We start from the raw sequence: 25,081 nt of genomic DNA, 5'->3' as shown, positions 1-25,081 counted from the left end.
TAAGGGAATTTAATAACTTAGAGGTAGGACCTATGACTTCACAAATAGCAAAAAGAGCACTTACGATCGACGATTTTAATATTGAAGAAGCAATCTATGAGTTTCAGGTTCAAGAGACTCATCTTGATACTTTCGGCCATATGAATAATGCAACCTACCTGACGATTTTTGAACAGGCCCGTTGGGATATGATCACGAAGAATGGTTGGGGCATGGATCGCATTATGCGTGAGAAAAGAGGACCGGTCGTTTTAGATATTAATATCACTTTTAAATCAGAACTACGCCTAAGACAAATGGTGAAGATTCGCTCAAAAGCGACGAATTTTGTGAATAGTAAGGTTCTTACTTACGAGCAGGAAATGTTTGATGATAGTGGAAAGGTTTACACTAAATTCAAAATGACTGCAGGTCTATTTGATCTTAAAGAAAGAAAACTGATGGGCCACGATCCTGAATGGCTAAAGGCCGTAGGACTTACTTTAAAAGCCTAAAGAAGTGGTGATAAATTTCTTGTGAGCTTGCTTTAACTTCCTTCAAATAAGTAAGCTCATTCATCTTCGGATGCTCCAGTAGCTCACAAAATAAATCGTAAGTATATTCTTGATGATACTCAGATGAAACCTTATTGTAGCTTATATGCCATGCCTCTGGCGCAACACCGCCGAGATCCTCAACATATGGCCTATAATAAGAATAGCTACACTTATCTTCAATCTTTGTATTCAACCATTTACTAAATTCAAAAAATGGCCCACCTTCTGAAAATTCTTCTGGTACGAGTTGAATATGATAGCCTTCAGGCCAACTATTGCCATCGACAACATCAAGCTCTGTTCCCCAGTGGTGACGGGAAGTTCCTGGTAGTGCTGACCAGTTGATAATAGCGCTTACAATTTCTGAAGGGGAGAGTTTTGTGTGATCTAGTTCATTTCCCGTGCGATCATAGATAGGGCGTTTGCCGGCGCACTTTTCATTCCAAATTCTTAACTGGTCATCAAATGAGCGAAAGGAGCTTGTGACATAGAAGTCGATTCCTTCTTTTAGCGCATCTTCTTTAAATCTTTTAAAGTCTTCAAATGAATCTTTGTGGAAGTAGCGATTGATACTCTCATCATAAATGAGGTGTTCTTTGGTCATACCGAATAGAACTTCCTTGTCTATCTTCTTACTCATATAAATTCCAATTATTATTCAGAGAATAATTTTTTCAGTCCTGACTGAACGTAGCGATGAGAGATCACTTTGAAAATAGAAACCGACTTGTCTTTGATAATATCGTTATCACCATAGTCATATTTCTTTTTAGAGTCACCGTCACCTGCGCCTGCTCCAAAGCTTAAAACTTGTGAGCTTGAGCTGTCATCAAATTTCCAACGATTTGTGTTGTTATTTGTTGTTTTTCTAACTGTTTTCTTTGCCGGTGCTGCAAGTCCCTTCGCCGGAAGTTTTGCTGAAACACTTTCAACTGCATTTTGAAAAGAAGGCTCTGTCGGTCTTAGACGAGCAAAGGCCTCACTTGCACCACTTCCATTAAAGATTGATACATTGTTATTGTCACCATATTTACCAGCTTGTTTTGCAAGCTCATCACTGATCTTGCTAAGCCCAAGTCCTGTGTTCTTCTTAAATGGATTCTCTAGCTTCTTCTTTATTGCATCCATTGCCTTGGCCGCCATGGCCGCTTGTGCATCAGTTGTTGAAGCATTGTAAGTTCCACCGTTTCCTTGAGTTGTTGCATTGGCCGCTCTAATGGCCTCTGATACATCAAGACCACCTAGAGAGCTTAGAGCAGTGGGGGAAACCGTAATTTTCTTACAAGCATTCTCACCCTTATTATTCTTAAGCTTTCGACAATTACATTCGCGGTCAAACTTCCCATCAACATAGAAACAACCTTGTGGGTTACTAACTTGTCCCGCACGAGATGAATCTGCTGAGGCAATAAATGAACCATTATATTTGTTCCAATAATCCTGACATGTTTTCGACTTCTCACGATTAGGGTTTTTATTCCCTTCGGCCGTATAACAGTAACAAGCTGGATTACTTAAGCTGTCTCTTCCATCTGGACAAAAAGAGGCAACACTTTTTACATACTTTTCTTTTAGAATTTTGATCTGCTCAACATTTGATTTGGCATCTTTATTATTCTTTTTCGCTTGGTTTGAAACTGTTAGAGCCGCAGGTACTGTAACCGCTGAAGCAACAATTACTGTACAAGGATTATTAGTGATTGAGCGAAAGCCATTTGCCATATCACTGAAGTTCCACTTTGAAGCACCACCAGCTTCACCTGGTGACTGATTCATACAACTTGTTCCAAATGAAGAGAATGTTTCATAAACTGCAACAGCAGCTGCTGCCGTATAACCTAAGGCAAGTGTCTTATACTGCTTGGCCTGCTTTGAAGAGACATCTGCTAGGTATTGCTGCTCTTTCTCAAGCATATCAAATGCTGCAATCTGAGCGTTCTTCATTGTTTCTGGATCTTTTGAGATCTCTTCGTATTCTTCTTTAAATTCTTTTGTTTTCTTCTTTACGTCTTCTTTGTTGATCTTTGTCTGATAGAAGCTATAGGCCGAAACCGCACCCACCAGCATACAAGACTTACAGCTTGAACGGTTCTCATCTTTTGAGACCTCTGCTTTCTTTGCTCCGGCATCTTGTACGTTTCCATCTCCTTTAACTGTATTATCAACTGGCTTTTTGGCCGCATCTTCACCATTAAAGAACTTAGGAACAACGAGGGCCGTAACACCTGTCACAATACCCCAAGCTTCAGCAAAACCTGTAATAAGATTTCCTTTACCCTTGCTCTCAACCTCACTATCAGAAACTCGCCCTGCATTTAATTCATTAATGGTTTTTTGTTGTCTGGAATCTGCTGCTGCTTTCATACAAGCATTACGCTCAGTCTCACTCGACTTAGAATCGCAGTCTTGATATTCATCTCTGTTCTTAATTGAACCCTCTGTATACATACAGCGATTTAAGCTCGCGTTGAAAACCTGTCCTGTCGGGCAGTTTGTTGTCGCAAAGACTTCGAAGTGTCCAAGTGCAAAACTTAAAAATATGAGTGTCAAAATAATGCCTTTCATTTTTACTTTTCCTGCTTTTTTAGGCTATCAATCTAGTTACTTACTTAGTATAACAGCAAAGCCTTAGTTATTAATAGTAGGGCAATTGCTGTTTAATCATTTAAGTTTCTGTTATTACAGGGGTTTGGTTGTGAATTTTAGACGTATTTTGGTGTTATTCTTTGCTTTTGTAAGCCTTAAAACTTTGGCACTGCCACTAAGTGATCTACAAACAGGTGATATTATCCTGTTAGATATGGACTGCTTTAGTTGCGAGTTAATTGAAAATGAAACTGGTGGCCCTTTTTCTCATTCGGGAATCGTTTTGAAGCTAGGTTCACAAGTCTATGTGGCCCAATCTCTTGGAAGTGTTCACCATATCCCACTTCAGGCCTTCCTAGGATATTCTAATAAAGTTCCTCATGTGATTCGCCCAAAACATATTAACTTCTCAAAGAAAAGAAAATTACTTGAAAATTACAAGAGAAAATATCTTGGAATGGATTTTGATCACGACTATGTTTGGGATGATGAAAAGCTCTACTGTTCAGAGTTTATCTATAAACTTTTAAAAAGCGTTTACGCTATTGAGAAGTTTAAGCCGACTCCTATGACATATGATAAGAATCCAAAGGGCTGGGAGATCTACTTTGGTGGAAAACTTCCTCCAAGTGGAAAGTTAGGACTTTCTCCTAATGATTTCTTCTTCTCAACAGGATTTGATGGTGACTTCAAGGATATGGGGCCGTTATATTAAATTGTGAATCAATTTAATCAGGCCCATACAGAAAGCGACCACTTTCTCAAATCTCAGACACTTATTGAGCTAGCTCAAAGAGCACTTTCTCTTACGTCTCTTAGCGCTCAAAACCTAAAGGCCTTGGAAGTTGGCTGTGGCCAAGGACTCCAGTTGGCCGACTTCGATTTCTCTAAGTTATTAGGAATTGATATCTCTGAAGCCGCCGTTAAGAAGGCCAAAAGCAACTTTCCAAATGATGAGTTTAAATGCCTCTCAAGCCTTGAGTTAGGGCAATTACAAGAGAGTTTTGATTTTATCTTCGATGCTCACCAGATTCACTACCTACAATCTCAAGATGAAATTTCTCGCTATATAAATAGTGTCTACGGACAACTAAGTAATGGGGGAGTTTTCTGTTTTGAAGCAATGGTTAAGAGTAAGGAGATGATCCTTTCTGATTTATCTGTTACTGTTTTAGATTACCTTGAGTATGAGCGAATCGTGACAGAGGCCGGACTTCGTATTATTTACTTGATGCTTCCGAGTGGGCGCAAGATTATTGCCGATAAAAAAAGAAGGGCCGCTCTTTCGAGCGACCCGGATGTCTTACTGGTCATTGCTACTAAGGAAGACGTAGCAAATTAGTTACAGATTCCCAAAATATTTCCGACTATTCTTCGTCGTGTGGAGTACGCCCCACTACTGATTTTTTCTCCTTTTGTTGCTTGAGTCTTTCTACATATAGAAAACGAATATCTCTTGCAGTTAGTACATCACCATTTGCTAATTTGATTTGTGCACCATCTTTTAATCCTTCAAGATTTCCAAAAGTTTTTCTGATCTTTGCCACTTTTGTGATGTCGAGGAATTCACCATTGAATGTTTCAATTGCCATGGCGCGATCTAGTTTTTGAATCTGCTCTGGCGTGATTCTCTTCATCGTTCTTGCATGAACTCTTTCCTGGATTGTTATCGATAACATAACTAATCCTAAAGTGATGTAAAGTGCTCTCCTTAATGTACTTTTCATAATGGCCTCTTTTCCGCTAAGTTCGTTCTTCCTGAAGCCTTCAGCTTTAAACATCCTGTTTAAGAGCTTTGTTGCTATAGTAAAAGCATGAACTGTGCCAAAAATTGAACACGTACAATCAGCTACTTAGCTGGTTGTGGGTGGTGTCGTTAGGGAAGGGGGGCGCTTTTTGGCCCTATTTATGAACAACAAAGGCCCCAAAATGGGGCCTTTATGATTATTTGATATGTATTTTAAGATTAGGCTTTAAGACAGTCTTCTGCTTGTTCTGGATTTTCTGTACATTCGTCTTTCTTATCGCAGAATTGGCAATCTTCACCGATGAGCTTTCCAAGTCCACCACAAGATCCTTGTAGCTTTCTATTTGATAGAATCACACCAACTGCCATTCCTGTAATTGATAGAGCAAGTACAGCGAAAGTAATAAGGAATAGTTTAATGTTAGCATCCATAATATTCTCCGATAAAAATTATCTGATTAGATTACTCTGTCACCTTATCAAATCCTGGCGTTGATGTCTCTAAATACTTTCCTGATCCATCATCTGAACGGTAGATAAAGAACGCCTTCAATTTATTTTCTTTAGCAAAGGCTATGGCCTTCTTTGCACCCATTGCCATTAAGGCCGTGGCCCAGGCATCCGCATCCATACAAGTGTCAGAGATAACACTAACTGAAGCAAGTTGCGATTCTACAGGTGAACCAGATTTGAAATTTATCGTATGCTGATAGCGCTTGCCACCTTCTTTGAAAAAGTTTCGGTAGTCGCCAGAAGTGGCAAGGGCAACATTCTTGATTTTCACGACCTTTACAACAGGATTATTATCCTTGTTATTTGGAGATTCAACACCAATACGCCACGGACGAGTCAGAGATTCACCCATCGTTCGAACCTCGCCGCCAACTTCCACAAGGGCATTCTTAATTCCTCTTGCTTGAAGAAGTTCGATGATTGCGTCAACTCCAAAGCCTTTGGCAGAAGCTGATAGATCAAGATAAACACCGTCAATAGTTTTTGTTAAGACACCATCTTTGAAAATGATTTTCTCAAATCCAACCTTATGCTTGGCCGCATCGATATCTTCTTTAGAAGGGATCTTGCGTTTGCCATTAGGCCCAAAGCCCCAAAGGTTTACAAGTGTTCCAATTGTTGGATCAAATGTTCCATCAGTCTTCTTTGCAACGTCTAGTGCGTGCTTTAGCGTTCTTGTAAAGTCTTGGCCAGGGTAGAATTTTTCATTCTTTGCCATTTTATTAAAGAGTGAAATTTCCGAATCCTTAATATAAGTACTCATGGCCTTATTGACTTCATCTAATCTTATCTCAATATCTTTTTTTACCGTGTCTTCATCGAAGCCGTTAGGAGCAAGATACTTGATATGATATGTCGTACCCATGGTTGGGCCTGTGACACGATAAATTTGCAGTTTTTCACTATTGCAAGAAGTTAAGACTCCTAACAATAGGGCCATTCCAAATATAAAGATTTTGTTAAGTCTCATTAATTAAACGCCTGTTCCTCAAGAATTTTTCTTTCGCTATCAAGGTCTCTCTTGTCGGCCTTTTCTTCGCTAAACTTTTCGCCGTAGCGCGCCTTAAGCTTTGTGATATTTCTCTCCATGACATCTTCAAATTTGATTCCAAGCTCATCTCCAACAATGGCCATATACCAGAAAAGATCTCCTAATTCTTCCGCTAAATTTACGCGGTCAAGCTCCTTACCATAGAATATATGCTTCTTAAGAGCATCGAGGAATTCACCAGCTTCTGTTGAAAGACCAATTCCAGCGTGAAGTAGTCTCTTAATTCCATCGTCATTTAGGCGAGTATTCATCGCATCAAAATCTCTTGATTCTGTTCTGATTGCATCACTCATATATTTCTTTGAATCCATAATTTCTCCTGTCAAAAGTTGGGTAGTTGATCGAACTTTATCACTTTGATTTTTATCTAGTCAAAGCTTGCCTGTGCAAAAAGAAAACTTCACGAACTGTTAAGATATAAGGTATATTAACGTGCCTAAATTATTAATTTTGTAATAGCCGCAAAGCGGTAAAATGGATTTTAATCAAATGGATAAATTCGACTTTTCAACACTATCAAGTTCAGACATTTCTTACATTGACTCTCTCTACGAACAATACGAATCAAACCCGATGGAAGTAGAAGAAAGTTGGCGCAACTTTTTTCTAGGTTTTGAGTTCGGTGCCGGTAAAGGTAGCACAGGTGCCGGTGGTGAAGTAAGTGATGAGAAGTTACGTAAAGAATTCAACGTATTCAGACTAATTCAATCTTTCAGATCAAGAGGACATCTTCTTTCGGATACAAACCCGATTCGTCCAAGACTTGATCGTCATGCACGTATTTCACTTCAAGATTATGATCTTACAGATGCTGATCTAAACGAAGTATTTACATGTGGTGAGTTTGTTGGCCTTGGAGCAACGACTCTTAAAAATATCATGGACCACATGATGAAACTTTACTGCGGAAAGATCGGTGTTGAGTATATGCACTCAACTGATACTGAAATGAGACGTTGGTTTAGAGAAGAATTTGAAACAACTTATTTAAATAAGAACTTTAATGTTGATAAGAAAAAAAGAATCCTACACAAGTTGAATGAAGCAAATGTTTTTGAAAACTTTCTTCAAACAAAATATACGGGACAAAAAAGATTTTCACTAGAAGGTGGGGAGTCGACGATCCCAGGACTTGATGCTTTCATTAACGAAGGTGCAAGATTAGGGGCCAAAGAATTTATTATCGGTATGGCCCACCGTGGACGTCTTAATATTCTAGCAAATACTCTAGGTAAAACTTATGAGTATATCTTTTCTGAATTTGAAGGGAACTCTCTTGAGCAGTTAGCTGGTCAAGGTGATGGTGATGTTAAGTATCACATGGGATTTACTTCGGTAACGAAAACTGAAGACAATAGCGAAGTTTACTTAAAGCTTCTACCAAACCCATCACACTTAGAAACAGTATCTCCTGTAGCAACAGGTTATGCTCGTGCTCAAATTGATATCGCGTACGAAGGTGATGAGAGCAAGATTATCCCTATCGTTATTCACGGTGATGCGGCCGTTGCCGGACAAGGAATTGTTTATGAAACTCTTCAAATGTCTGAGCTTCCAGGTTACCGCACTGGTGGATCTCTTCACTTTGTTATCAATAATCAAATTGGTTTCACAACTGACTTTACAGATGCTCGTTCATCTCACTACTCAACATCAGTTGCTAAGATGCTAAATATTCCAGTTATTCACGTAAATGGTGATTGTCCAGAAGACGTTGTTTACGCTTGTGAGCTTGCTGTTAAGTTTAGACAAAAATTTAAGCGTGATGTTTTTGTTGATATGGTTTGTTACCGTAAGCACGGTCACAATGAAGGTGATGAGCCGAAGTATACTCAACCAGAACTTTATGGGATGATCTCAAAGCATAAAAACCCACGTGAAATGTATATCGAAGAGCTTGCTAGTCATGGAGCCGTTGATAAGGCCGTAGCAAAAGAGATGCAAGAAGAATACAAGAGTCTTCTTTCTGATCGTTTCAATAATGTTAAGCAAAATGTTATTCCTAAAAAGGTTCCAGGGCCACACAGAGAGTGGAAAGATGTTCGCTTCTCGACTCTAGAGGACTTCGCAAATTCACCAGATACTAGTGTTGATAAGAAGACACTTGAAAATATTATTTCATCAATCACTCAAACTCCTGAAGGTTTCAAAACTTTAAGAAAGGCACAAAAGCTTCTTGATCAAAGAAAGGCGGCTTTTGAAAGTGATCAAATTGACTGGGCACTGGCTGAGTTATTTGCATACGGATCAATTCTTACTGAAGGTAACGATGTACGCTTCTCTGGGGAAGACGTTATCCGTGGGACTTTCTCTCACCGTCACGCAAAAGTTTTTGATGAGAGAACAAATGAAGCATATTGTGGCCTAGAGCACTTAACAACTGGTCAAGGTGACTTCTATATTTACAACTCTCTTTTATCAGAATATGCAGTACTTGCTTTTGAATATGGTTATTCTCAGGCAACTCCACATGCGCTAAATATTTGGGAAGCACAATTTGGTGACTTCACTAACGGTGCTCAAATCGTTATTGATCAATTTATTTCAGCAGCAGAAAGTAAGTGGAGAAGAATGAGTAACTTAGTAATGCTTCTTCCTCATGGTTATGAAGGAGCAGGTCCAGAGCACTCTTCTTGTCGTCCAGAAAGATTTCTACAGCAATGTGCTGAAGAGAATATGGTTGTTTGTAATATTACAACTCCAGCAAATATGTTCCACGCGCTTAGACGCCAGCTTAAGTGGGAGTTTAGAAAGCCATTAGTTGTTTTCACTCCAAAGTCACTTCTAAGACATCCTCTATGTCAGTCAAAAGTAGAAGAATTTACAAATGGTAAATTTGAAGAAGTTTTTGACGATGCTTGGGTAAGTCCAAAAGACGTTAAGAAGGTGGTTCTTTGTACTGGTAAGATTTACTACGATCTACTTAAGTACCAACAAGAAAATGACCGCAAAGATGTTGCTGTTGTTCGTCTTGAGCAATTATATCCACTTCCGACAGATAAAATTAAGGCAATCCTTGATAAGTATCCAAATGCAACTCATCGTTGGGTACAGGAAGAGCCTTCAAATATGGGAGCTTGGATGCATCTAAATCGTTGGCGTGATACTTTCAGAGATATTGACTGTGTATCAAGAAAAGCTTCGGCTTCACCGGCGACTGGATACGCTTCAGTACACCTTAGAGAACAAGAAACAATTGTAGAGAAAGCTTTTAGCTAAAAAATAAATAAGGATAAAAAATGGCAATCGTAAAAATTACTATTCCACCAATTGGTGAATCAATTACAGAAGTTGCTCTAGGAGAGTGGCTAGTAGCTGACGGTGACTATGTTAGTGAAGGTGATGAACTAGTTGAAGTTGAATCAGATAAAGCAACACTTCCTCTTCCAGCAGAAGAAAGTGGTGTAATTAGAATTATCGCTGAAGAAGGTGCTGAACTTGAAATTGGTGCAGTAGTTGCGGAACTAGATACTTCTGCAGCGGCTCCAGCTCAAGCATCAAGTGATGAAGCTCCAACTGCAGTTGAAACTCCAAGTACACCAGCAAGCGCTCCAGCAGCAGGTGGAGATAAGAATTATCCATCTCCAGCGGCCGCAAAAATTCTTGCTGAAAAAGGTGTCGCAGCTAGTGCTGTTGCAGGAAGTGGAAAAGATGGAAGAATCACGAAAGCTGATGCGATGAATGCAAGTGCTGCTCCAAAAGCGGCTCCAGCAGCAAAGGCAGCTCCTGCTCCTACAATTGAAACTCAAGTTCCAATGGGTGGTGCAAGTAGAGCAAAAGAAGAAGTAAAAATGAAGCGTATCCGTAAGACTATCGCTAAGCGTCTTGTGGAAGCAAAGAATACAACGGCAATGCTAACAACTTTTAATGAAGTTGATATGTATAACGTTATGGAGCTTCGTAAGAAATATAAAGATGCTTTTAAAGACAAGCACGATATTGGACTTGGTTTCATGTCTTTTTTCACAAAAGCATGTACGAAAGCTCTTATGGAAATCAAAGGTGTTAACGCACAAATTGATGGTGAGAATATTATCTATCATGACTATGCAGATGTTGGTATCGCGGTATCAACTCCAAAAGGTCTAGTTGTTCCAGTTATTAGAAACGCAGAAAGCTTAAGTCTTGCTCAAATTGAAAAAGAAGTAAGAAGACTTGCTCTAAAAGGGCGTGATGGAAAGCTTACAGTGGACGAAATGACTGGCGGAACTTTTACAATCACTAACGGTGGTGTTTTTGGTTCAATGCTTTCAACTCCAATTATCAACGTTCCTCAATCAGCGATTCTAGGAATGCACAATATTGTTGAAAGACCAGTTGCTGTTAACGGACAGGTTGTTATTCACCCTGTAATGTACTTAGCACTATCTTATGACCACAGAATTATCGATGGTAAGGAATCAGTAACATTCCTTAAGATGGTTAAAGAGATGTTAGAAGATCCGGCCAGAATGCTACTTGATATTTAAGAGTATCTAATTAGATTTAAAAAGATTAAGGAAATATTATGAGTAAAGAATTTGATGTTGTTGTAATTGGTTCAGGTCCTGGTGGATATATCAGTGCTGTTCGTTGTTCACAACTTGGAATGAAAGTAGCAATCGTAGAAAAATATAATACACTTGGTGGAACATGCCTAAACGTAGGTTGTATCCCATCAAAAGCATGGCTTGATTCAAGTGAAAAATTTCATGAGGCGACTCATGAGTTTGAAGCACACGGAATCACAACTGGAAAAGTTAAGGCCGACATTAAAAAGATGGCCGAGCGTGTAGCTGGTGTCGTGGCCGATACTTCAGGTGGTATCACATACCTGATGGGAAAGAATAAAGTTGAAACTTTCCACGGTTTTGGATCATTTGTTGATGCTCACACTCTTAAAGTTGAAGGCGAAAAAGAAGAAATTCTTAAAGCAAAGCATTTCATTATTGCAACAGGTTCAAAGCCTGCGACAATTCCTGGAATTGAAATTGATAAAGAAAGAATCATCACATCAACTGAAGCTCTTAAGCTTGAAACCCTTCCAAAGCACTTCATTGTTATTGGTGGTGGTGTTATTGGCCTAGAGCTTGGTTCTGTATTCTTAAGACTTGGTTCAAAAGTTTCTGTTGTTGAGTACGCAGATTCAATCCTTGCAACAATGGATAAAGATTGTGCAAAAGAGATGACTAAGGTTCTTAAGAAACAAGGTATGGAATTCTATACTGGACACGGTGTAACTGAAGTCGTTAGAAAAGGCGCTAAAGTTGTTGTTAAGGCCAAGAACAAAAAGAATGAAGAAGAGATCAAGCTAGAAGGTGACTACTGTCTAATGGCAGTTGGACGTCGTCCATATACTGACAATCTTGGTCTTGAGAACGCTGGTGTAAATCTTGATGAGCGTGGACGTGTAATCACTGACGATCACTTAAGAACAAACGTTCCACATATTTATGCAATCGGTGACGTTACAACTGGTGCAATGCTTGCTCACAAAGCGGAAGAAGAAGGTGTTGTTGCTGCTGAGATCATCGCTGGTCAAAAGCCACATATCAACTACAACCTAATTCCTGGTGTTGTTTACACATGGCCAGAAGTTGCTTCTGTTGGTGTAACTGAACAAGAACTAAAAGCAAATAAGACTCCTTATAAAGCTGGTAAGTTTCCATTTAAAGCAAGTGGACGTGCTCGTGCTTCAAATGAATCAGCTGGTTTCGTAAAAGTATTAGCTTGTAAAGAAACTGATGAGATTCTAGGGGTTCACATTGTTGGTCCACGTGCTGCAGACTTAATTGCTGAAGCTGTAACTGCAATGGAATTTAGAGCTGCTGCTGAAGATATTGGACGCATTTGTCATGCCCACCCAACTTACTCTGAAGCATTCAAAGAAGCTGCTCTTGATGCTTTTGATAAAAAACCACTGAATATCTAAGCAAATATTTTAAAGGCACCTTAGGGTGCCTTTTTTATTTCACCCGAAGATAATTCAAAACTCCCATCTAAAAATATCTTTCGAAAACATCCGCAGCATCTTGCGGAAGCAAGATATGATGCGGTGTTAGCTCCCCAGTCTTTAGCTCGAATACTATTTAAACAAATCGACGTTTATGTCGATTTTGTTTCCGCAGGAGCAATGGGAAATACTTACTTTCTAATCACCCCACTCGAAAGCTCAAAACTCCCATCCACAAAAATCTTACGAATAAAGCACCCATCAATTTGTTTACCTTCACGTCGCATGGAAATGATTTCTTGAACGTTAGTATCAAGCTCGCTGCTTTTTATCGTTTTTAAGTTGTCACTAAAATGGATTGTTCGAGGAGGACACTTGAGTTCAAGAGTGATTTTATCTTCTTCGTCAAAGTAGTGCTCTAGGCCTTCTGAATCCGCTAACCAAGGCCTTTGGTCATTGATGATAATAAGGTCATCATCTTTATTATGAAGTGCTTTAAATGCCTTATATAAGCTCGTTTCCTCTTTATGAGAAAAAATGTAGCTATGCGGGTTATGGCGTGGGAAGACAAGTTTAGTTAGTTTCTTTTTTTGAGAGAAACTATGTCCAAGTCGGTTTAAAAGTTCACCATGAGACTCGATGGCGATAAGAGGTGCATCGATCTGTGGGATGATTTCATCAAGTATTTTTCCAACAGGGAAGTAGAGGAAGAAGTAATCAATTTTATCGTTCTTAATCAATTCTTCTTTAAAGATATCGTTAATAAAAATATGCTTCGTATTATTTAATATTTTTAAGGCGTAATCAATTCGCTCTTTGACTGGCTCGATACTAATCACTCTAATATTTGGAAAGAAGTGATTGGCCACAAAGGCCATCTTTGCGTAAGAGGCTCCGATATCACAGATGACGATTTCCTTAGCATGATTTAATTCATTGATTCTTAGTAGAATTTCATAGAAGTCTGAGAGGGAAGTATTAATGGCCTCTTCTTGTAGGCCACAAAGATAGAGTTCATCTGGTGAAGTTTGTTCTTTCTTGTTTAAACCTGCTTCGATTTTTTCAACAACTTGCACCTGAAAGCCAATTAATTTGGCCAATTCTTCTTCTTTTTTTTCTAATTGGTTTTTATTTGATTCTTCCACAATTCAATACCTTATCATGTCTCAAATAGAAGTTTGTAAACAAAAACAGAGTAAACTACTAATATTATTAAATTTTAGTTTAAATCCTACCGATATACTAGATAGAACAGTTGAGGAAATATTGAAAAAACTTTTCATCGCAGACACATTCACGACTTTTAGAGAGATCGATATTAACGATCTCTACGTTGAAGCGCTCTCGGGTGTCGTTTTTTCTAATCAATTTGGTTTTGATGTTAAGAAGTCTCAGTGGCTTGAGTTATCTAAGATGAGTCTGCCTCGAGTTGTTACTGAAGCTTTAAAACCAAGTCCTGATGTATTTGAAAAACCTGTATCTGCACCAGATGGACACAGTATTAAAAAAGAAGAGTTAGAGATTAAGAGTACCCATAATAATGAATTACTAAGTGCAATTTCTAAAATTGTAAAAGATGAAGTTTCAACAATCGGTGATCAACTTCGAGAAGAGTTTGGTCAAAAGATTTCAAACGTCGAAGAAAGGATTGGAGATATCACGCAACTTATTGGTTCATCGGGGAGTGATCGCAGCGACGTTATTATCGGTAAGCTAGAATCAATCTTAGATGAGACTCATCTTATCAGTGACGTTAATCGTAAGATTACAAAAGTTCTATCCACAGCACGTGAGTTGGAGGATGGAAATTCAAGTTCTCAAGAGTACCAATCAAAATTCAATGCACTTAAAATCAAATATAAAAATCTCGCCGTTGAAAATAAGATTGCAAGAAAGAATCTTTCAAAAGTAATTGCAAAGGCAAAGGCCTTAAATGCAAAGCTAGAAGTTGCTGAACAAGAATTAGAAAATTTCAAAAGTTATACTGATAGTAAAATCGGCATTTCTGCAGTCAATGAAGAAGTGAAGATTGAAGATGTTAAGCCACCACAAGAAAGTACAAATGCAGGCCCTAAGATTAATCTTATTTCACGTGACTCACTTGTCTTAGAAGATGAGGATCGTACTGTTGAGATTGATTTAAGTGAAGAAGCGACTGGAGAGTTTGATATCTCAAGTGGTGGACTTGAAATTGCGACGCGTGCTCAAGTTGATGACCTAGAACTTGATCGACTAAATATTGAAGGACTTAAAAATGGTAAGTCTTTTGAAATCTCAAATAAGAAGTCATGGCAATATGATACGGGGGCCGGGGTAGTTGGGCCTTTACGTTTTGATGAAATGCTAGTTGACTTAGAAAAGAATATTATTACATCTGAAACACTTGTTAAGAAGAAGGCCGGTGCACCTTGGGTTGCTGCCAAAGATTGTCTTGAGCTTAATACACAAGCACAATTAGTTTTAGAGGATAAAGAAAATCCAGAAAATAATAAATATCAAATCGAAAGAACTGAGTACCGAGTTGATCTTCAAGAACTTGTCTCATTCTCACTTGTAGGAGTTCAAAAAGATTATAAGGGCTACCTGACAAATCTTTCCCTTAGTGGAGGATTTGTTGAAGTGACGAAATTTGAGAAAGAATTTGACAAAAATACTCGTGGAACAATCTATATCTCTGAGGGCCTATTTGGCCGCGCACTCGCAGTTGATTTCACTATCATGAGAGCATCAAAGAATCGTCCTAGAGGCTTTGGGCTGCGCTTTGAGTCTGTTTCGGATTCGATCATGGAAGTTATTGGAGAGCGTATGATTGAAATCCTCAACAATAACGACGACTCTAAGAAAGCTGCTTAATTTACTATTTTGCATCGCGTTTCAAAAAAACGGACTGAATCAGTCTAAGTCCTTGATTAAATAAATGTATCCGTTGATAATTAAGAAAAGGAAATGGTGGTTCGGGCGGGACTTGAACCCGCACGGGGTTGCCCCCACTGGATTTTAAATCCAGATTGTCTACCAATTCCAACACCGAACCGCTATTTGTGTTTAACGATTTTGGACTATAACGTGTATATTTGTCAATTCAAAAAAACTACTAAATTCATTTTTCTTTTACTTGCAATTTTCATTGTAGGTTGTGCAACAAAAAAAATTGTCCTTCCGACTTCTCAAGTTAAGCCGGCTTGGTTCTCTGGAGAAGGTAATTTTAATTATCTTACTTATGAGGGCAGGGTTGTTCCGCATTTATTTTTCGACTTTGCACCACGTATGGATATGCGCACTAAGCTTGTGGATGTTTTTATTACAACGCCCCGTGATAGCGAGGTTCACTTCGAACTTGATTTAGTTAGTGGGCGAATTTTTAAAGAACGTAAATTTTGTAAAGAAAAAGATATTTGGAATGATTACACATCAAACGTATCAACTCCAAATTTTTCTTGGGCCGTTATTCCAAGACTTCTAGGACGCGATGGAAAGCCTCAGCGAGTGGCCGTCTTTGGTGATTTAAAATATCTTGTTGATGGTAGTTTTCCACGTGAAGAAACCATTCAAGTTCAAATCATTGGTGGCTATATTTTAAAATCTTGTTTAACAGGACTTTGCGACTTAAATGATGACTGGAATTCAGAGGTTATACTAATTGCAAAGAGTATGCTTGATGAGTCTCTTCAAGAAGTCCAAGGGCTAAATACTTTAAAGAAATATGTGGACTGGAAGTATGCGAAGGCCTTTATTGAAAACTCAATGGGTCGCAATGATGTGGGAAGAAAGCTTAAGGGGGCCTATCGTTTAGAATCTCCAATTCTGCCTAATCGTGCGCTTAAATATGTTATCAACTCAGGCCACTTATTTTCAAATAGTGAACTGCAAACATTAAAAACGTCATGTCGTAAGGTGTATGATGACGCCCTCGTGATTTTCAGAAAAGAAGAAGGGATCTCTCAACGATTTATTGAGTTCTATCGCAATCACCTAGATCGTTTTAGTCTATGTCGAAAGTATGTGCGTCCTTTTAATATTCAAAAAGAGAAGGATAAGCATTGGAAGTTAGAGTATTTGACGGCCTTTGAAAATGCAGTCCAAACAGGTTACTATTTTGACTGTCGTTTAAAGACATGGGTGCGCAATGTGAGAGATAGTAAAGGTAAATTTGTTGTCGATCAAAGAAAATTAATTGGTGGGTGTCGCGACCGTGAAATTGCCGCTTCATTTCCTGCAGCAATCACATTATTATCTAGTGCTGCTAACTCAGGGGCCCCATACTATCGCTATATTGAATACGATAGTGGTGCAGACACATTCAATCAAAAGATATATAATTGGGTGTGGTCAAATGGTAAGAAACAAAGTTGTGCTCCAGATAAAGAAGTTGGCCCAATCTTTCCATACGACGTAAGATTTAATTTAAAGTAATTGGAAAATTAAATAGATGAATATTTTTGATATCACGAACGAAATTCAGGTAAAATCAAAAGCAGAGCTTTCAATGCTTATGCTTTCTCACTTTGATGATCAGCATATTGTTTTCTCTGGCCTGACATGTCTTGATCTCTTAAATGCTGGTGAGCTCAAGGAAAAGTATAATCTTTTAAACGCACGCTTTTTACTTATCTATCAATTTCAAAATTTAAATGATCATAAAAGAGACTTCTACGCCCTTTCATTGGGCTATGGACAAACTGCGCTTTCATTTGCTCATCTATTTGAGTCAATGACTTGGTTTGAGGCCGAAGTTAATCGAAACTTTGGTGTTCACTTCTATCGAAAAGAAGATCGTATTCAATATGAGGTTGTTACACCTGCGGGGAAGTATCACTTAGAAAAAGATAACCTTGAAGATTCTTTATGTAAGACGTACCTTTCGCCCCTTAAGGTGACTGGTGAGGAAATCGAAGTTCCGGTTAAAAAGTTTAATAATCCACTTTCAAGTTCAGTTATTCGTTTTAATATCGATGAAAACCGTATTAGTGATAGTTTCTTTGATTTTGACTTTAGTAAGTCTGAGTCTTTAGAAAAGCAAATTGAGGGAAAGAGTCTTGATGAGGCCATCTCTTTGCTATTAAAATCAAATTTACCACTAAAGAATATTACATCTCTGTTAAGCCTTGAGTTAAGTGAATTCGTTGGAAACCTAAAGACAAGTAGCTCCGTAAAGATTCACCGTATGTTCATTTATGAAATTCTTTGTGCGCTTGAAAATTTAAAGTGCTTAGAAAAGGTTTTCAACCTTTCGTCTTTTACTGAGTTATATCAAATTTTAAACTATCAATTTGAGACCCTAAGTAATTTAACTAATCTTTCAGAGATTCAAACGAAAGACGAGCTTAGTAGGCTAATTAATTCTGAAGATCGCAAATGGGTTTACGATATTAGGGATCGTATTCATGATTATCAGGACATTATCAATGATATCATTCAGACGATAGAGGGGAATAAGTACTTTTTAAATTTAGAAAGCTACTTTCATTCAAATCTTGGGGCCCTCGATTTTTCACTTAAATCGATGCCTCTGCAAAGCTACGGTTATCACTATAATAGTAAGAAGTACGAACCTTTCTATGAATATAGTGACCTTACAAATACCGAGTACCTTGCCCTTAATGGATCAACCTACGAACTCCTTTTGATTCGTTTAAAAGAGTTAAAGAATACCTATTCAAATATTATTAAAATCTGTGAAGAATATCCAATTATTAGAAAAGGAGTTGAGTTAAAGCCTGACTCGCTTAAAACTGGGATATTCCTTGCGACAACACAAGTATCTTCTGGTGAAGTTTCAATTATTTCATATCTTAAAGAAGATGGTGTGATCGATCGCTTTCACTTGATGTCGCCGACAATGGCAAATTTAAAATACTTCTCAAAGAGACTAAAGAAATTCGCTCTTTCACAAATTGCATGTGAATGGAATGCTTTAGGGATTAGTGAAGAGGAAATTGTAAAATGATTCTATCTAAAAATATTTATCAAAGCCGCTGGCGTATTGCGATCTTTTTTAAGAGGGCCGCATTATATTTAAAATTAAAAAGACTTAAGTAGATCTTTAACAGGTATTTTAGTATTCGGAAATTCGATAGGTGTTTGAGTAAATAATTGTCCAATTTCGCTAATAAAGACACTACGATCTAATTCAATAGCTCCAAACGATTTAGTAATAGGTGTAACCATTTGAGTATCAAGAAATGGGATCTGGTTTCTTTTAACCACTGAAAGAATAGCTAGTAGGGCAACTTTTGAAGCATTAGACTCTTTATAGAACATGGACTCACCACTTAGGAAATGTCCCATGCTTACTCCGTAGAGCCCGCCAATAAGTTGGTCTTTTTCATCTCTAACTTCTACACTATAGGCTAGGTCTTGATGGAATAAATTAAAATAACCTTCAATAATTTCATCGGTAATCCATGTACCTTCTGAAGATCCAGAGTGAACTTCTTGGCATTGTCTGATGACTTCTAGAAAGCCTTGATTGAATGATATTGTCCAGCCACTCTTTTTGACAAATTTAGCTAGGGAGCGACTTACTTGAATGTCGTCAAATCGAATCACACCTCTTTGTGGAGGTGAAAACCAAGCAAGGGGGTACTCTTGAGAAATTGGCCAAGGGAAGATTCCACTTTGATAGGCCAATAGAAGAGAGTCATGGTGGAGGTCTCCACCAATTGCTAGTAGCCCTTGCTCATCTGCGATCTCGACTGGGGGAAACTCAATTATCGGCACTAATCATGGCCTCCATCATAAGAGCGCTCATTGCTGCTCCTACTTCAAGTGTTGTACGAGAGCCCTCTTCGCTTAGACCTACTAGTGGAGCAATTTCAACCATATCTGCACCAGTTAGTTTAAAGGCGTTAGTAAACTCTTTAATCATTGTAGCACACTCATGTGGCATTAGTCCCTCTGGTTCAGGTGTTCCTGTTGCACTCGCAACACTTTCATCAAGGGCATCAATATCAAAACTGATATAGATTTCTTCGATTCCTTCTTTCTTAAGTTCTTCAATTGTTTTAAGCGCCAATTCTTTTGCACCAATTTCTTTTACATCTTTTGCCCAATACTGATTTAGGCCAAATTCACTTTCCCAGTGCTCTTTTGATTTACCTGTTGAGCGAATTCCAAATTGATAACAATGCTTAGGAGTTTCAAGGTCATCTAATACATGTGTTAGCCATGAACCGAAGCAGTAATCAATACCAAGCCTTTCTCTTAAAAGGTCTGTGTGTGCATCAAAGTGGATAAGACCAACTTTCTTACCAAGTGATCTGCGATTATTGATCCAGGCCTTAACTAGTGGAAAGCTTACAGAGTGGTCTCCTCCAATACTAAAGATTTTTAAATTTTTGTTATTTTTGAAAACTTCATCAACGCTGGCCTTTGCAATACTAAGGGGGGAAACACTTAGCTGTTTTCCCCCATATAGTGCATTTTGAGCACTTTTTATTGTATCATCATTTAAATACTTATCGTGTAATAGGTGAGGGATTACTCTAATGTCACCTAGGTCAAAACACTGTTTATATACTTCAAGATGTTCTTCAATTAGTGTATTTCTAAGAAATAATGGGCCCCAGTTTGCTCCTCTTTGAATTCCTCCTCCGCAGTCAGAGGCAACTCCTAAGATAGCGCAACCGTTTACATCTGCAAGCTTAGAAAGTTCATTCGTCCAAGCTGTTCTGATATCTTGATCTTCTGTTGTGTTATAGAGAACTTTAGTTAGCTTATCTTTTCTTTCCTTGGCCGTATTTACTGTAAATACTCCAAAACCTGGAGGGCATAGATAATCATTTAATAATGTTTCATTTGTTTTAGTCATATATAGTCCTTAATTTTAGATTAAAAAATCACCCTTAACACGAGAGCTTAGGAGTGCTGTTTTATAAAGGTCAAGCTCTTGGTCGTGAAGGTAGTCTCTAACAACACGCTTTTCAAACTTTATAATAGCATCGTTAATTCCCTTATACACTCCCGCAATATGTGAGCTGAGAGTTATATTAGAAAGGTGTTTGAATTCATTAAAGTCAATTGGCTCTTTTTCAAAGACATCAATAATTGCATGGGCATTCTTATTCTTACTTAAGAAGTTTACGAGGGCCTGCTGGTCGATAAGCTTGCCTCTTGCAGCATTCATGATAAGTACATCATCTTTTAAGAGTGTAAAAATATCTTCATTGAGAATGTGATGTGATGTCTTATTTAGAGAACAGGCCATGATGATAATATCAGCGTTGGCCAGTTCTTCTTTTAAGTACTTAGTATTTTGTTGCTTATTTTGGTATGGGTCATAGTAGCTAACACTGACATTTAGTGTTTCAAGAGCATTACCTAGTCTTGCGCCAATTGGGCCACGGCCAATAATAAGAGTTTTTTTAGTGTGAAGAAGTTTTCTATTATAACTTCTTGCCTGATCCCATTGCTGGCGCTTTGGAATATTTCCTTGATGATTTAAGAGGGCCTGCAGATAGAATTGGGCCACGGCATTTGCTCTGATCTCATTTCCTAAAACGATAGGGAATTTCGCGTTTTTCACAAATTCAAGTGAGAAATTATCATAGCCAGAGTTTGGGTGAATCCATAGAGCTATATTTGCGTGCTTAAGTGAACTTACGATACTTTCGTTATCTGTGTAGCTTGTTGAGATAACAATAACACTTTCACCATCTGGAATCTCAATAGGGGTGTCCACGCACTTGATACCAAGTTGCCCTAGTGACTGCCTTTCTTTAACGCGAAAGGCCTCTCCTTGATAGCTCGAAATTTCTGGTCGATAGAAGTAATAGTTCATACCCTTAATCTAGCAACTTTTTCTTTTCTTTGCTAGAAGGCGCTATAAATTAAGTCTTTCTTGATCGTTTTACACTTTTTATATGTGCGATATCGACCATTTATCGTTGAGCGCTGATCATGATCAACAACTTTAATTAAGCGACATGCTTTGATTTTCTTTTTGAACATATCTCTTGATTCATCGTAGTCAAAATCTAGATTATCTCCCATTTCTTTTTTACTTATACTGAACAGCTCATGCTTCCTGTTGGCCTTAATTGAGGCAACAAATTCAATGCCCGATCCTTTACGATAAGCATTCTCGATAATCTCGTCTGGAGAAATTGTATTTCTTCCTAGGATATAACTTGTTGGCCATCTCTTGTGTCCATAAGCATGGTAAGGAACCTCTGAACATACAACCTTATCAAGAGTTGTGACATCAAAGTTAAAGTCATACTTCTTACCAAGTTGCTCAAGTGCAACCTTTGTCACCATCTCACGATTCCACTTATTTTCTAGGATTCCTTTTTCACGAATAATTGTGATCTCATCAATCTCTAAAAAGTCTTCAAGAGACACAAGGCGACTACCTGGACGAATGGACTCGACAATTGTTTTGCCTCGGCGAATCTCTTTATGATACTTCTTAATGAATGGAGTATTCCATAGTCCTGCAAGCTTTAGTTTTTCTTCTGTACCAAGGTAGATGGCGATATGACCAAAGTGACCAGGGATAAAGAAGTCTGTTGCTGCAAAAGGTGTTTTTTCTGCAATAATATCCAGTGGCCTTAGTACTGTCTCAAGGTAGTCAAAAGCTCTCTCGTTATCATACATATGACCATGGCGAAAACGTAGTTTACCAACAAGGTTTCCAAATAGTCCTGAGATGAAATTTGTCGTACGATTGAAGATCTCAACAAACCAATCACCAATGCTATAGAACTCAATAACTGGAAGTCTTTTATCAAGTAGGTGTTTTTCGATCTGAAACTTTTCAACAAGAACGACACCTCTTGTTAGATCAGGATTTAACAACTTAAGGTAGTAGTAATGATATTCTAGAAAGTTTCTTAGATCTGATTGTAGTTCTTCATTGAATTTTTTACTCTTTGCAATCTTTGTGAACTGCTTAAGAATCTCAACTTGTTTTTCGTTGTCGAGAACTTTAATGATCTCTTTTGTCACTTCTTTGATCGTTTTATTCTTGTAAAAAATATCGTGAGTCACTAAGTAGAGATTCACGTAATTAAGTTTTGCAAGTAGGTTTGTTACCTTGATTTGGGCAAACTCAAGCTCTGAGTATGAACGGGCATTACTTAAGTCCTTTATCGTATAAAGGCTGGATTTTTCCATGATTAGTGCAGCTGTATTCATGAGGTTACCAATAATTGATAAGTCTGCACCTCGGATTGGTTTTTTATCAACAGATTGTCGATAGATTAATCGACTATAGTTTTCTGTCACACTCACAAGATCATTACTTGCATTGATAAGTTTCTCAAGTTCACGAATATTGTAACCTAGCTTTGATGGGTCATAGCTTGTGTCATTTATTCTTTCTTGAATTTCATTTATCTGAGTCATTGTCGAATGAAATAATTTATTGTCTGCTTTACTCTGTGCGTTTGCGTAAAATACGTTCACAGTTAAGAGGAAAATGGCGATAATTTGTTTCATTGATAAGTCCTAATTTCTGAATTCTTTCGCCACATTATGCCATTCTAGGTACTTAGCGTGTTGTAAATTGTAAAATTTTTAACTTTGTCTATTCTTTAGTGGGTCAAACTATGTTAAAAGGAATGTATATTTAAGCACTTAGAATGAACCGAAGGGAAAAGTATGATATCGATCAAGTCGAAACGCGAAATTGAATTAATGAGAGCTACGTCGAAGTTAGCGGCATCAACTCTTGAGTATATTGAACCATTCGTAAAGCCAGGTGTGAGCACTGAGGAATTAAATACTCTTTGTCATGAATATATTATTAAAAATGGTGCTTATCCATCACCATTAAATTATCACGGTTTTCCAAAGTCAGTTTGTACTTCACTCAATGAAGTTGTTTGTCATGGAATTCCAAGTACAAAAGATGTTCTTAAAGATGGTGATATTCTAAATATCGACGTCACAACATATTTAAATAAATTCCACGGTGATACTAATAAGACTTTCCTAGTTGGTAATGTTTCTGATGAAGTTAAGAAGCTTGTTGATGTAACTTATCAATGTATGATGGAAGGGATTAAGCAAGTTCGCCCAGGTGGCCATATTGGTGATATCGGTGCTTCAATTATGGAGATCGCACACGATCACGGTTACGGTATCGTTGAAGATTATTGTGGCCACGGTATTGGACGTGAGTTCCATGAGGATCCTCAAGTTGTTCACGTAGGAAAAAGAGGTAAGGGCGCAGAGATGAAGCCTGGTATGACTTTTACAATTGAGCCAATGATCAACCTTGGAACAAAGGACTGTAAAGTTCTTAAAGATGGTTGGACAGTTCTGACAAAAGATAAGAAGTGGTCGGCGCAATTTGAGCACACGATCCTAGTTACAGAAGGTGGCTTTGAGATTCTAACTCTTAGAAGTTATGAGGTTCATCCTTAATAGTGAATACGAGCCTAATTGCACCAGATTTAAAAATTACTAATCCATGCCGAGTTGAGCTTAGATTCTCTAAGCTCAATGAAGTGCGTGAGTACTTTGTTGAAAGTGATGATAGCTCTTTAAAAGAGCTCATTATGAATATTCTTGAACGAGCAAAGAGTTCTAAATCACAATTATTATTTGAAATTGAAGATGCTCTTGCACAAAATTCAGGCCAGTCTCTAGAGCTTTTTAGCTTATTTAGAGAAGTACTAAATTATTTCTCTCCAAACCAACTAATGGCCATTGATACAGAAAATACGCTGTGTCGTTGCTTTGGTGTGAGTCGCAGTGAAGTTGCTGCACTTATTGAAAGGGGAGCAAGTGATCCTTTAACGATTACAAACCTATCCAAAGCCGCTGGTGGTTGTGGGTCTTGTCTTTCAGATATCATTCCAATGTTTAAAACAAGTCGCGAGGAAAAAGTTATTCCTGCTGTGACTTTCAATGGCTTTAAAAAAGATATGGTGGCAGGCAAAAGGCCATATCAATTCCTATTAGAAGATATTTATCCTTTAGCAGAGAAGCTTGGAGGAATTAGTATCGAGGGACTTATTGGACACCACCTTTATATTATTGGTGACGAAGAGGCCGCGAGTTCTCAAGAGTTTGTTTCTCATATAACGGCGCAGGACTCTGAGTTAAGTATTTTCTTTATTTAGTTTTTTTACACTTCTTTAATATTGCATCAATATTTTCTAGAGAATCATAAATCTTTAATAGGGATTCTTTTGAACCTTTTAGAGTTGAAAGACTTACTTCTCCTTCAAGATAACGATAGCGAGCATAGAACTCTTTTAGACCTGGAATATTCTGTTCAAGACAGTCTGCGCTACTTGCTTGCACCTGTATTTTTGCAAGATACTCCATTAGGATCTTTATCGATTTCAAACGAAATTCATTATAAGTCGACATGGAATATTGAACACCAATCCCACCGTCTTCTTCTTTAAAATCAAAGATATTTCTTTGGCCTGTTGTCAGGGCCTTTAGAAGTTTCAGAGTCGGTGACTTACTTGGATCAGAACAAAACTTATTGTAATAACCTTTTGAGAATTGAGGGTTACCAACAGAAGAGATCTCATTGATCATAATTTGATTTAAGTGATAGCGTGGCCCCGTATCGTGCCTCTTAGCATAGTAGCTTTCTTCTTGTCCTAGACATAGCAATATCGTCTTTGCCTGGGCCGGAAGAGTGATCATAAAATTAACAATAAAAATTAATAATGGGTATTTCATTCGTTCTAACTGTGTTAAATTATTAGTATCAATTTATTTTACTTTAAGTATGGATGGAAAACTAGGGT

The 25,081-nt window shown here is 38.0% G+C and carries 23 protein-coding genes and 1 tRNA gene; 11 read left to right on the top strand and 13 right to left on the bottom strand.

All coding sequences use genetic code 11. The features are described 5' to 3' along the window. The first annotated feature begins 32 nt into the window (after window positions 1-32). On the top strand, window positions 33-494 hold the full coding sequence (locus ABMA72_RS03425) for an acyl-CoA thioesterase (RefSeq protein WP_392856098.1): 462 nt from the start codon (window positions 33-35) through the stop codon (window positions 492-494). On the opposite strand, the gene ABMA72_RS03420 is transcribed toward ABMA72_RS03425, so the two are convergent. Next, a complete protein-coding gene (locus tag ABMA72_RS03420; RefSeq protein WP_393056086.1) occupies window positions 478-1,176 on the bottom strand; it encodes a M15 family metallopeptidase in 699 nt (232 codons plus the stop codon). The two genes, ABMA72_RS03425 and ABMA72_RS03420, sit on opposite strands and share 17 nt — an antisense overlap. A gap of 14 nt (window positions 1,177-1,190) precedes the next feature. Further along, window positions 1,191-3,101, bottom strand: coding sequence for a hypothetical protein (locus ABMA72_RS03415; protein ID WP_393056084.1), 1,911 nt, complete (start codon window positions 3,099-3,101; stop codon window positions 1,191-1,193). 130 nt (window positions 3,102-3,231) lie between these two features. Between ABMA72_RS03415 and ABMA72_RS03410 the strand changes: the two genes are divergently transcribed. Together ABMA72_RS03410 and ABMA72_RS03405 are read left to right on the top strand one after the other, a co-directional pair. Further along, entirely contained in the window at window positions 3,232-3,837 is a 606-nt protein-coding gene (locus tag ABMA72_RS03410) for a YiiX/YebB-like N1pC/P60 family cysteine hydrolase (RefSeq protein ID WP_393056082.1), read from the top strand. Between the two features lie 3 nt (window positions 3,838-3,840). Continuing rightward, complete coding sequence (locus ABMA72_RS03405; protein WP_392856088.1) at window positions 3,841-4,464, top strand: class I SAM-dependent methyltransferase; 624 nt, start codon at window positions 3,841-3,843, stop codon at window positions 4,462-4,464. 25 nt (window positions 4,465-4,489) lie between these two features. On the opposite strand, the gene ABMA72_RS03400 is transcribed toward ABMA72_RS03405, so the two are convergent. The 4 genes from ABMA72_RS03400 to ABMA72_RS03385 form a co-directional block, all read right to left on the bottom strand. Beyond that, the gene (locus ABMA72_RS03400) at window positions 4,490-4,801 is read right to left on the bottom strand and encodes a hypothetical protein (protein ID WP_392856087.1); all 312 of its coding nucleotides are present in this window, start codon (window positions 4,799-4,801) and stop codon (window positions 4,490-4,492) included. Window positions 4,802-5,088: 287 nt separating this feature from the next. Further along, window positions 5,089-5,301 carry a (Na+)-NQR maturation NqrM gene (gene nqrM / locus ABMA72_RS03395; RefSeq protein WP_392856084.1) on the bottom strand — a complete coding sequence of 71 codons (213 nt, stop codon included), beginning with the start codon at window positions 5,299-5,301 and terminating at the stop codon, window positions 5,089-5,091. 31 nt (window positions 5,302-5,332) lie between these two features. Beyond that, complete coding sequence (locus ABMA72_RS03390) at window positions 5,333-6,352, bottom strand: FAD:protein FMN transferase (RefSeq protein WP_392856083.1); 1,020 nt, start codon at window positions 6,350-6,352, stop codon at window positions 5,333-5,335. Next, window positions 6,352-6,744, bottom strand: a complete 393-nt coding sequence (locus tag ABMA72_RS03385) for a nucleoside triphosphate pyrophosphohydrolase family protein (RefSeq protein WP_392856080.1) — start codon at window positions 6,742-6,744, stop codon at window positions 6,352-6,354. Before ABMA72_RS03385 ends, ABMA72_RS03390 begins: the two co-directional genes overlap by 1 nt. 163 nt (window positions 6,745-6,907) lie before the next feature. Here ABMA72_RS03385 and ABMA72_RS03380 point away from each other — a divergent pair, with 163 nt between their 5' ends. From ABMA72_RS03380 to lpdA, 3 genes are read left to right on the top strand one after another with little or no spacing between them, the layout of a single operon-like run. Continuing rightward, window positions 6,908-9,652, top strand: coding sequence for a 2-oxoglutarate dehydrogenase E1 component (locus ABMA72_RS03380; RefSeq protein ID WP_392856078.1), 2,745 nt, complete (start codon window positions 6,908-6,910; stop codon window positions 9,650-9,652). A 20-nt stretch (window positions 9,653-9,672) separates the two neighbouring features. Next, window positions 9,673-10,902 carry a 2-oxoglutarate dehydrogenase complex dihydrolipoyllysine-residue succinyltransferase gene (gene odhB / locus ABMA72_RS03375; protein ID WP_392856075.1) on the top strand — a complete coding sequence of 410 codons (1,230 nt, stop codon included), beginning with the start codon at window positions 9,673-9,675 and terminating at the stop codon, window positions 10,900-10,902. Window positions 10,903-10,940: 38 nt separating this feature from the next. After that, the gene (gene lpdA / locus ABMA72_RS03370) at window positions 10,941-12,344 is read left to right on the top strand and encodes a dihydrolipoyl dehydrogenase (protein WP_393056079.1); all 1,404 of its coding nucleotides are present in this window, start codon (window positions 10,941-10,943) and stop codon (window positions 12,342-12,344) included. A 212-nt stretch (window positions 12,345-12,556) separates the two neighbouring features. Here lpdA and ABMA72_RS03365 read toward each other — a convergent pair whose 3' ends face one another. After that, window positions 12,557-13,510, bottom strand: coding sequence for a hypothetical protein (locus tag ABMA72_RS03365; RefSeq protein ID WP_393056076.1), 954 nt, complete (start codon window positions 13,508-13,510; stop codon window positions 12,557-12,559). Window positions 13,511-13,631: 121 nt separating this feature from the next. Here ABMA72_RS03365 and ABMA72_RS03360 point away from each other — a divergent pair, with 121 nt between their 5' ends. Continuing rightward, window positions 13,632-15,218 (top strand): PilZ domain-containing protein, encoded by a 1,587-nt coding sequence (locus ABMA72_RS03360; protein WP_393056073.1) that lies wholly within the window; start codon window positions 13,632-13,634, stop codon window positions 15,216-15,218. 94 nt (window positions 15,219-15,312) lie between these two features. Here ABMA72_RS03360 and ABMA72_RS03355 read toward each other — a convergent pair. After that, window positions 15,313-15,399: transfer RNA gene (locus ABMA72_RS03355), tRNA-Leu, on the bottom strand. Between the two features lie 32 nt (window positions 15,400-15,431). Here ABMA72_RS03355 and ABMA72_RS03350 point away from each other — a divergent pair. Next, window positions 15,432-16,778: a hypothetical protein gene (locus tag ABMA72_RS03350; protein ID WP_393056070.1), complete on the top strand. Its 1,347-nt coding sequence runs from the start codon at window positions 15,432-15,434 to the stop codon at window positions 16,776-16,778. A gap of 16 nt (window positions 16,779-16,794) precedes the next feature. Continuing rightward, window positions 16,795-18,312, top strand: coding sequence for a hypothetical protein (locus ABMA72_RS03345; RefSeq protein WP_393056067.1), 1,518 nt, complete (start codon window positions 16,795-16,797; stop codon window positions 18,310-18,312). A gap of 74 nt (window positions 18,313-18,386) precedes the next feature. On the opposite strand, the gene aat is transcribed toward ABMA72_RS03345, so the two are convergent. Genes aat through ABMA72_RS03325 form a run of 4 tightly spaced genes read right to left on the bottom strand, consistent with a single transcriptional unit; the run spans window position 18,387 to window position 22,805 of the window. Beyond that, the gene (gene aat / locus ABMA72_RS03340; RefSeq protein WP_393056064.1) at window positions 18,387-19,085 is read right to left on the bottom strand and encodes a leucyl/phenylalanyl-tRNA--protein transferase; all 699 of its coding nucleotides are present in this window, start codon (window positions 19,083-19,085) and stop codon (window positions 18,387-18,389) included. After that, window positions 19,072-20,175 carry an arginase family protein gene (locus tag ABMA72_RS03335; protein WP_393056061.1) on the bottom strand — a complete coding sequence of 368 codons (1,104 nt, stop codon included), beginning with the start codon at window positions 20,173-20,175 and terminating at the stop codon, window positions 19,072-19,074. The genes aat and ABMA72_RS03335 overlap by 14 nt, the downstream gene beginning before the upstream one ends. A 15-nt stretch (window positions 20,176-20,190) precedes the next feature. Beyond that, a complete protein-coding gene (locus ABMA72_RS03330) occupies window positions 20,191-21,144 on the bottom strand; it encodes an NAD(P)-dependent oxidoreductase (protein WP_393056058.1) in 954 nt (317 codons plus the stop codon). Window positions 21,145-21,176: 32 nt separating this feature from the next. Further along, the gene (locus ABMA72_RS03325; RefSeq protein ID WP_392856059.1) at window positions 21,177-22,805 is read right to left on the bottom strand and encodes a YiiX/YebB-like N1pC/P60 family cysteine hydrolase; all 1,629 of its coding nucleotides are present in this window, start codon (window positions 22,803-22,805) and stop codon (window positions 21,177-21,179) included. Window positions 22,806-22,967: 162 nt separating this feature from the next. Here ABMA72_RS03325 and map point away from each other — a divergent pair, with 162 nt between their 5' ends. Continuing rightward, window positions 22,968-23,735: a type I methionyl aminopeptidase gene (map, locus tag ABMA72_RS03320; protein ID WP_392856057.1), complete on the top strand. Its 768-nt coding sequence runs from the start codon at window positions 22,968-22,970 to the stop codon at window positions 23,733-23,735. A 2-nt stretch (window positions 23,736-23,737) separates the two neighbouring features. Beyond that, window positions 23,738-24,436 carry a (2Fe-2S)-binding protein gene (locus ABMA72_RS03315; protein WP_392856055.1) on the top strand — a complete coding sequence of 233 codons (699 nt, stop codon included), beginning with the start codon at window positions 23,738-23,740 and terminating at the stop codon, window positions 24,434-24,436. On the opposite strand, the gene ABMA72_RS03310 is transcribed toward ABMA72_RS03315, so the two are convergent. Beyond that, window positions 24,429-25,013, bottom strand: coding sequence for a hypothetical protein (locus tag ABMA72_RS03310; RefSeq protein ID WP_392856052.1), 585 nt, complete (start codon window positions 25,011-25,013; stop codon window positions 24,429-24,431). The two genes, ABMA72_RS03315 and ABMA72_RS03310, sit on opposite strands and share 8 nt — an antisense overlap. Window positions 25,014-25,081 lie beyond the last annotated feature (68 nt).

It is taken from the genome of Halobacteriovorax sp. CON-3 (assembly GCF_043196995.1).
Taxonomy (GTDB): domain Bacteria; phylum Bdellovibrionota; class Bacteriovoracia; order Bacteriovoracales; family Bacteriovoracaceae; genus Halobacteriovorax_A.
Note: the sequence above shows the minus strand (reverse complement) of the source record. Positions and strands in the feature narration are given on the sequence as shown.

Excerpts from the sequence above, each read along its gene's own strand:
- ABMA72_RS03425 (WP_392856098.1), top strand. The coding sequence starts at position 33 with ATGACTTCACAAATAGCAAAAAGAGCACTTACGATCGACGATTTTAAT.
- ABMA72_RS03420 (WP_393056086.1), bottom strand. The coding sequence starts at position 1,176 with ATGAGTAAGAAGATAGACAAGGAAGTTCTATTCGGTATGACCAAAGAA.
- ABMA72_RS03415 (WP_393056084.1), bottom strand. The coding sequence starts at position 3,101 with ATGAAAGGCATTATTTTGACACTCATATTTTTAAGTTTTGCACTTGGA.
- ABMA72_RS03400 (WP_392856087.1), bottom strand. The coding sequence starts at position 4,801 with ATGTTATCGATAACAATCCAGGAAAGAGTTCATGCAAGAACGATGAAG.
- nqrM (WP_392856084.1), bottom strand. The coding sequence starts at position 5,301 with ATGGATGCTAACATTAAACTATTCCTTATTACTTTCGCTGTACTTGCT.
- ABMA72_RS03390 (WP_392856083.1), bottom strand. The coding sequence starts at position 6,352 with ATGAGACTTAACAAAATCTTTATATTTGGAATGGCCCTATTGTTAGGA.
- ABMA72_RS03385 (WP_392856080.1), bottom strand. The coding sequence starts at position 6,744 with ATGGATTCAAAGAAATATATGAGTGATGCAATCAGAACAGAATCAAGA.
- ABMA72_RS03380 (WP_392856078.1), top strand. The coding sequence starts at position 6,908 with ATGGATTTTAATCAAATGGATAAATTCGACTTTTCAACACTATCAAGT.
- odhB (WP_392856075.1), top strand. The coding sequence starts at position 9,673 with ATGGCAATCGTAAAAATTACTATTCCACCAATTGGTGAATCAATTACA.
- lpdA (WP_393056079.1), top strand. The coding sequence starts at position 10,941 with ATGAGTAAAGAATTTGATGTTGTTGTAATTGGTTCAGGTCCTGGTGGA.
- ABMA72_RS03345 (WP_393056067.1), top strand. The coding sequence starts at position 16,795 with ATGAATATTTTTGATATCACGAACGAAATTCAGGTAAAATCAAAAGCA.
- ABMA72_RS03335 (WP_393056061.1), bottom strand. The coding sequence starts at position 20,175 with ATGACTAAAACAAATGAAACATTATTAAATGATTATCTATGCCCTCCA.
- ABMA72_RS03330 (WP_393056058.1), bottom strand. The coding sequence starts at position 21,144 with ATGAACTATTACTTCTATCGACCAGAAATTTCGAGCTATCAAGGAGAG.
- ABMA72_RS03325 (WP_392856059.1), bottom strand. The coding sequence starts at position 22,805 with ATGAAACAAATTATCGCCATTTTCCTCTTAACTGTGAACGTATTTTAC.
- map (WP_392856057.1), top strand. The coding sequence starts at position 22,968 with ATGATATCGATCAAGTCGAAACGCGAAATTGAATTAATGAGAGCTACG.
- ABMA72_RS03310 (WP_392856052.1), bottom strand. The coding sequence starts at position 25,013 with ATGAAATACCCATTATTAATTTTTATTGTTAATTTTATGATCACTCTT.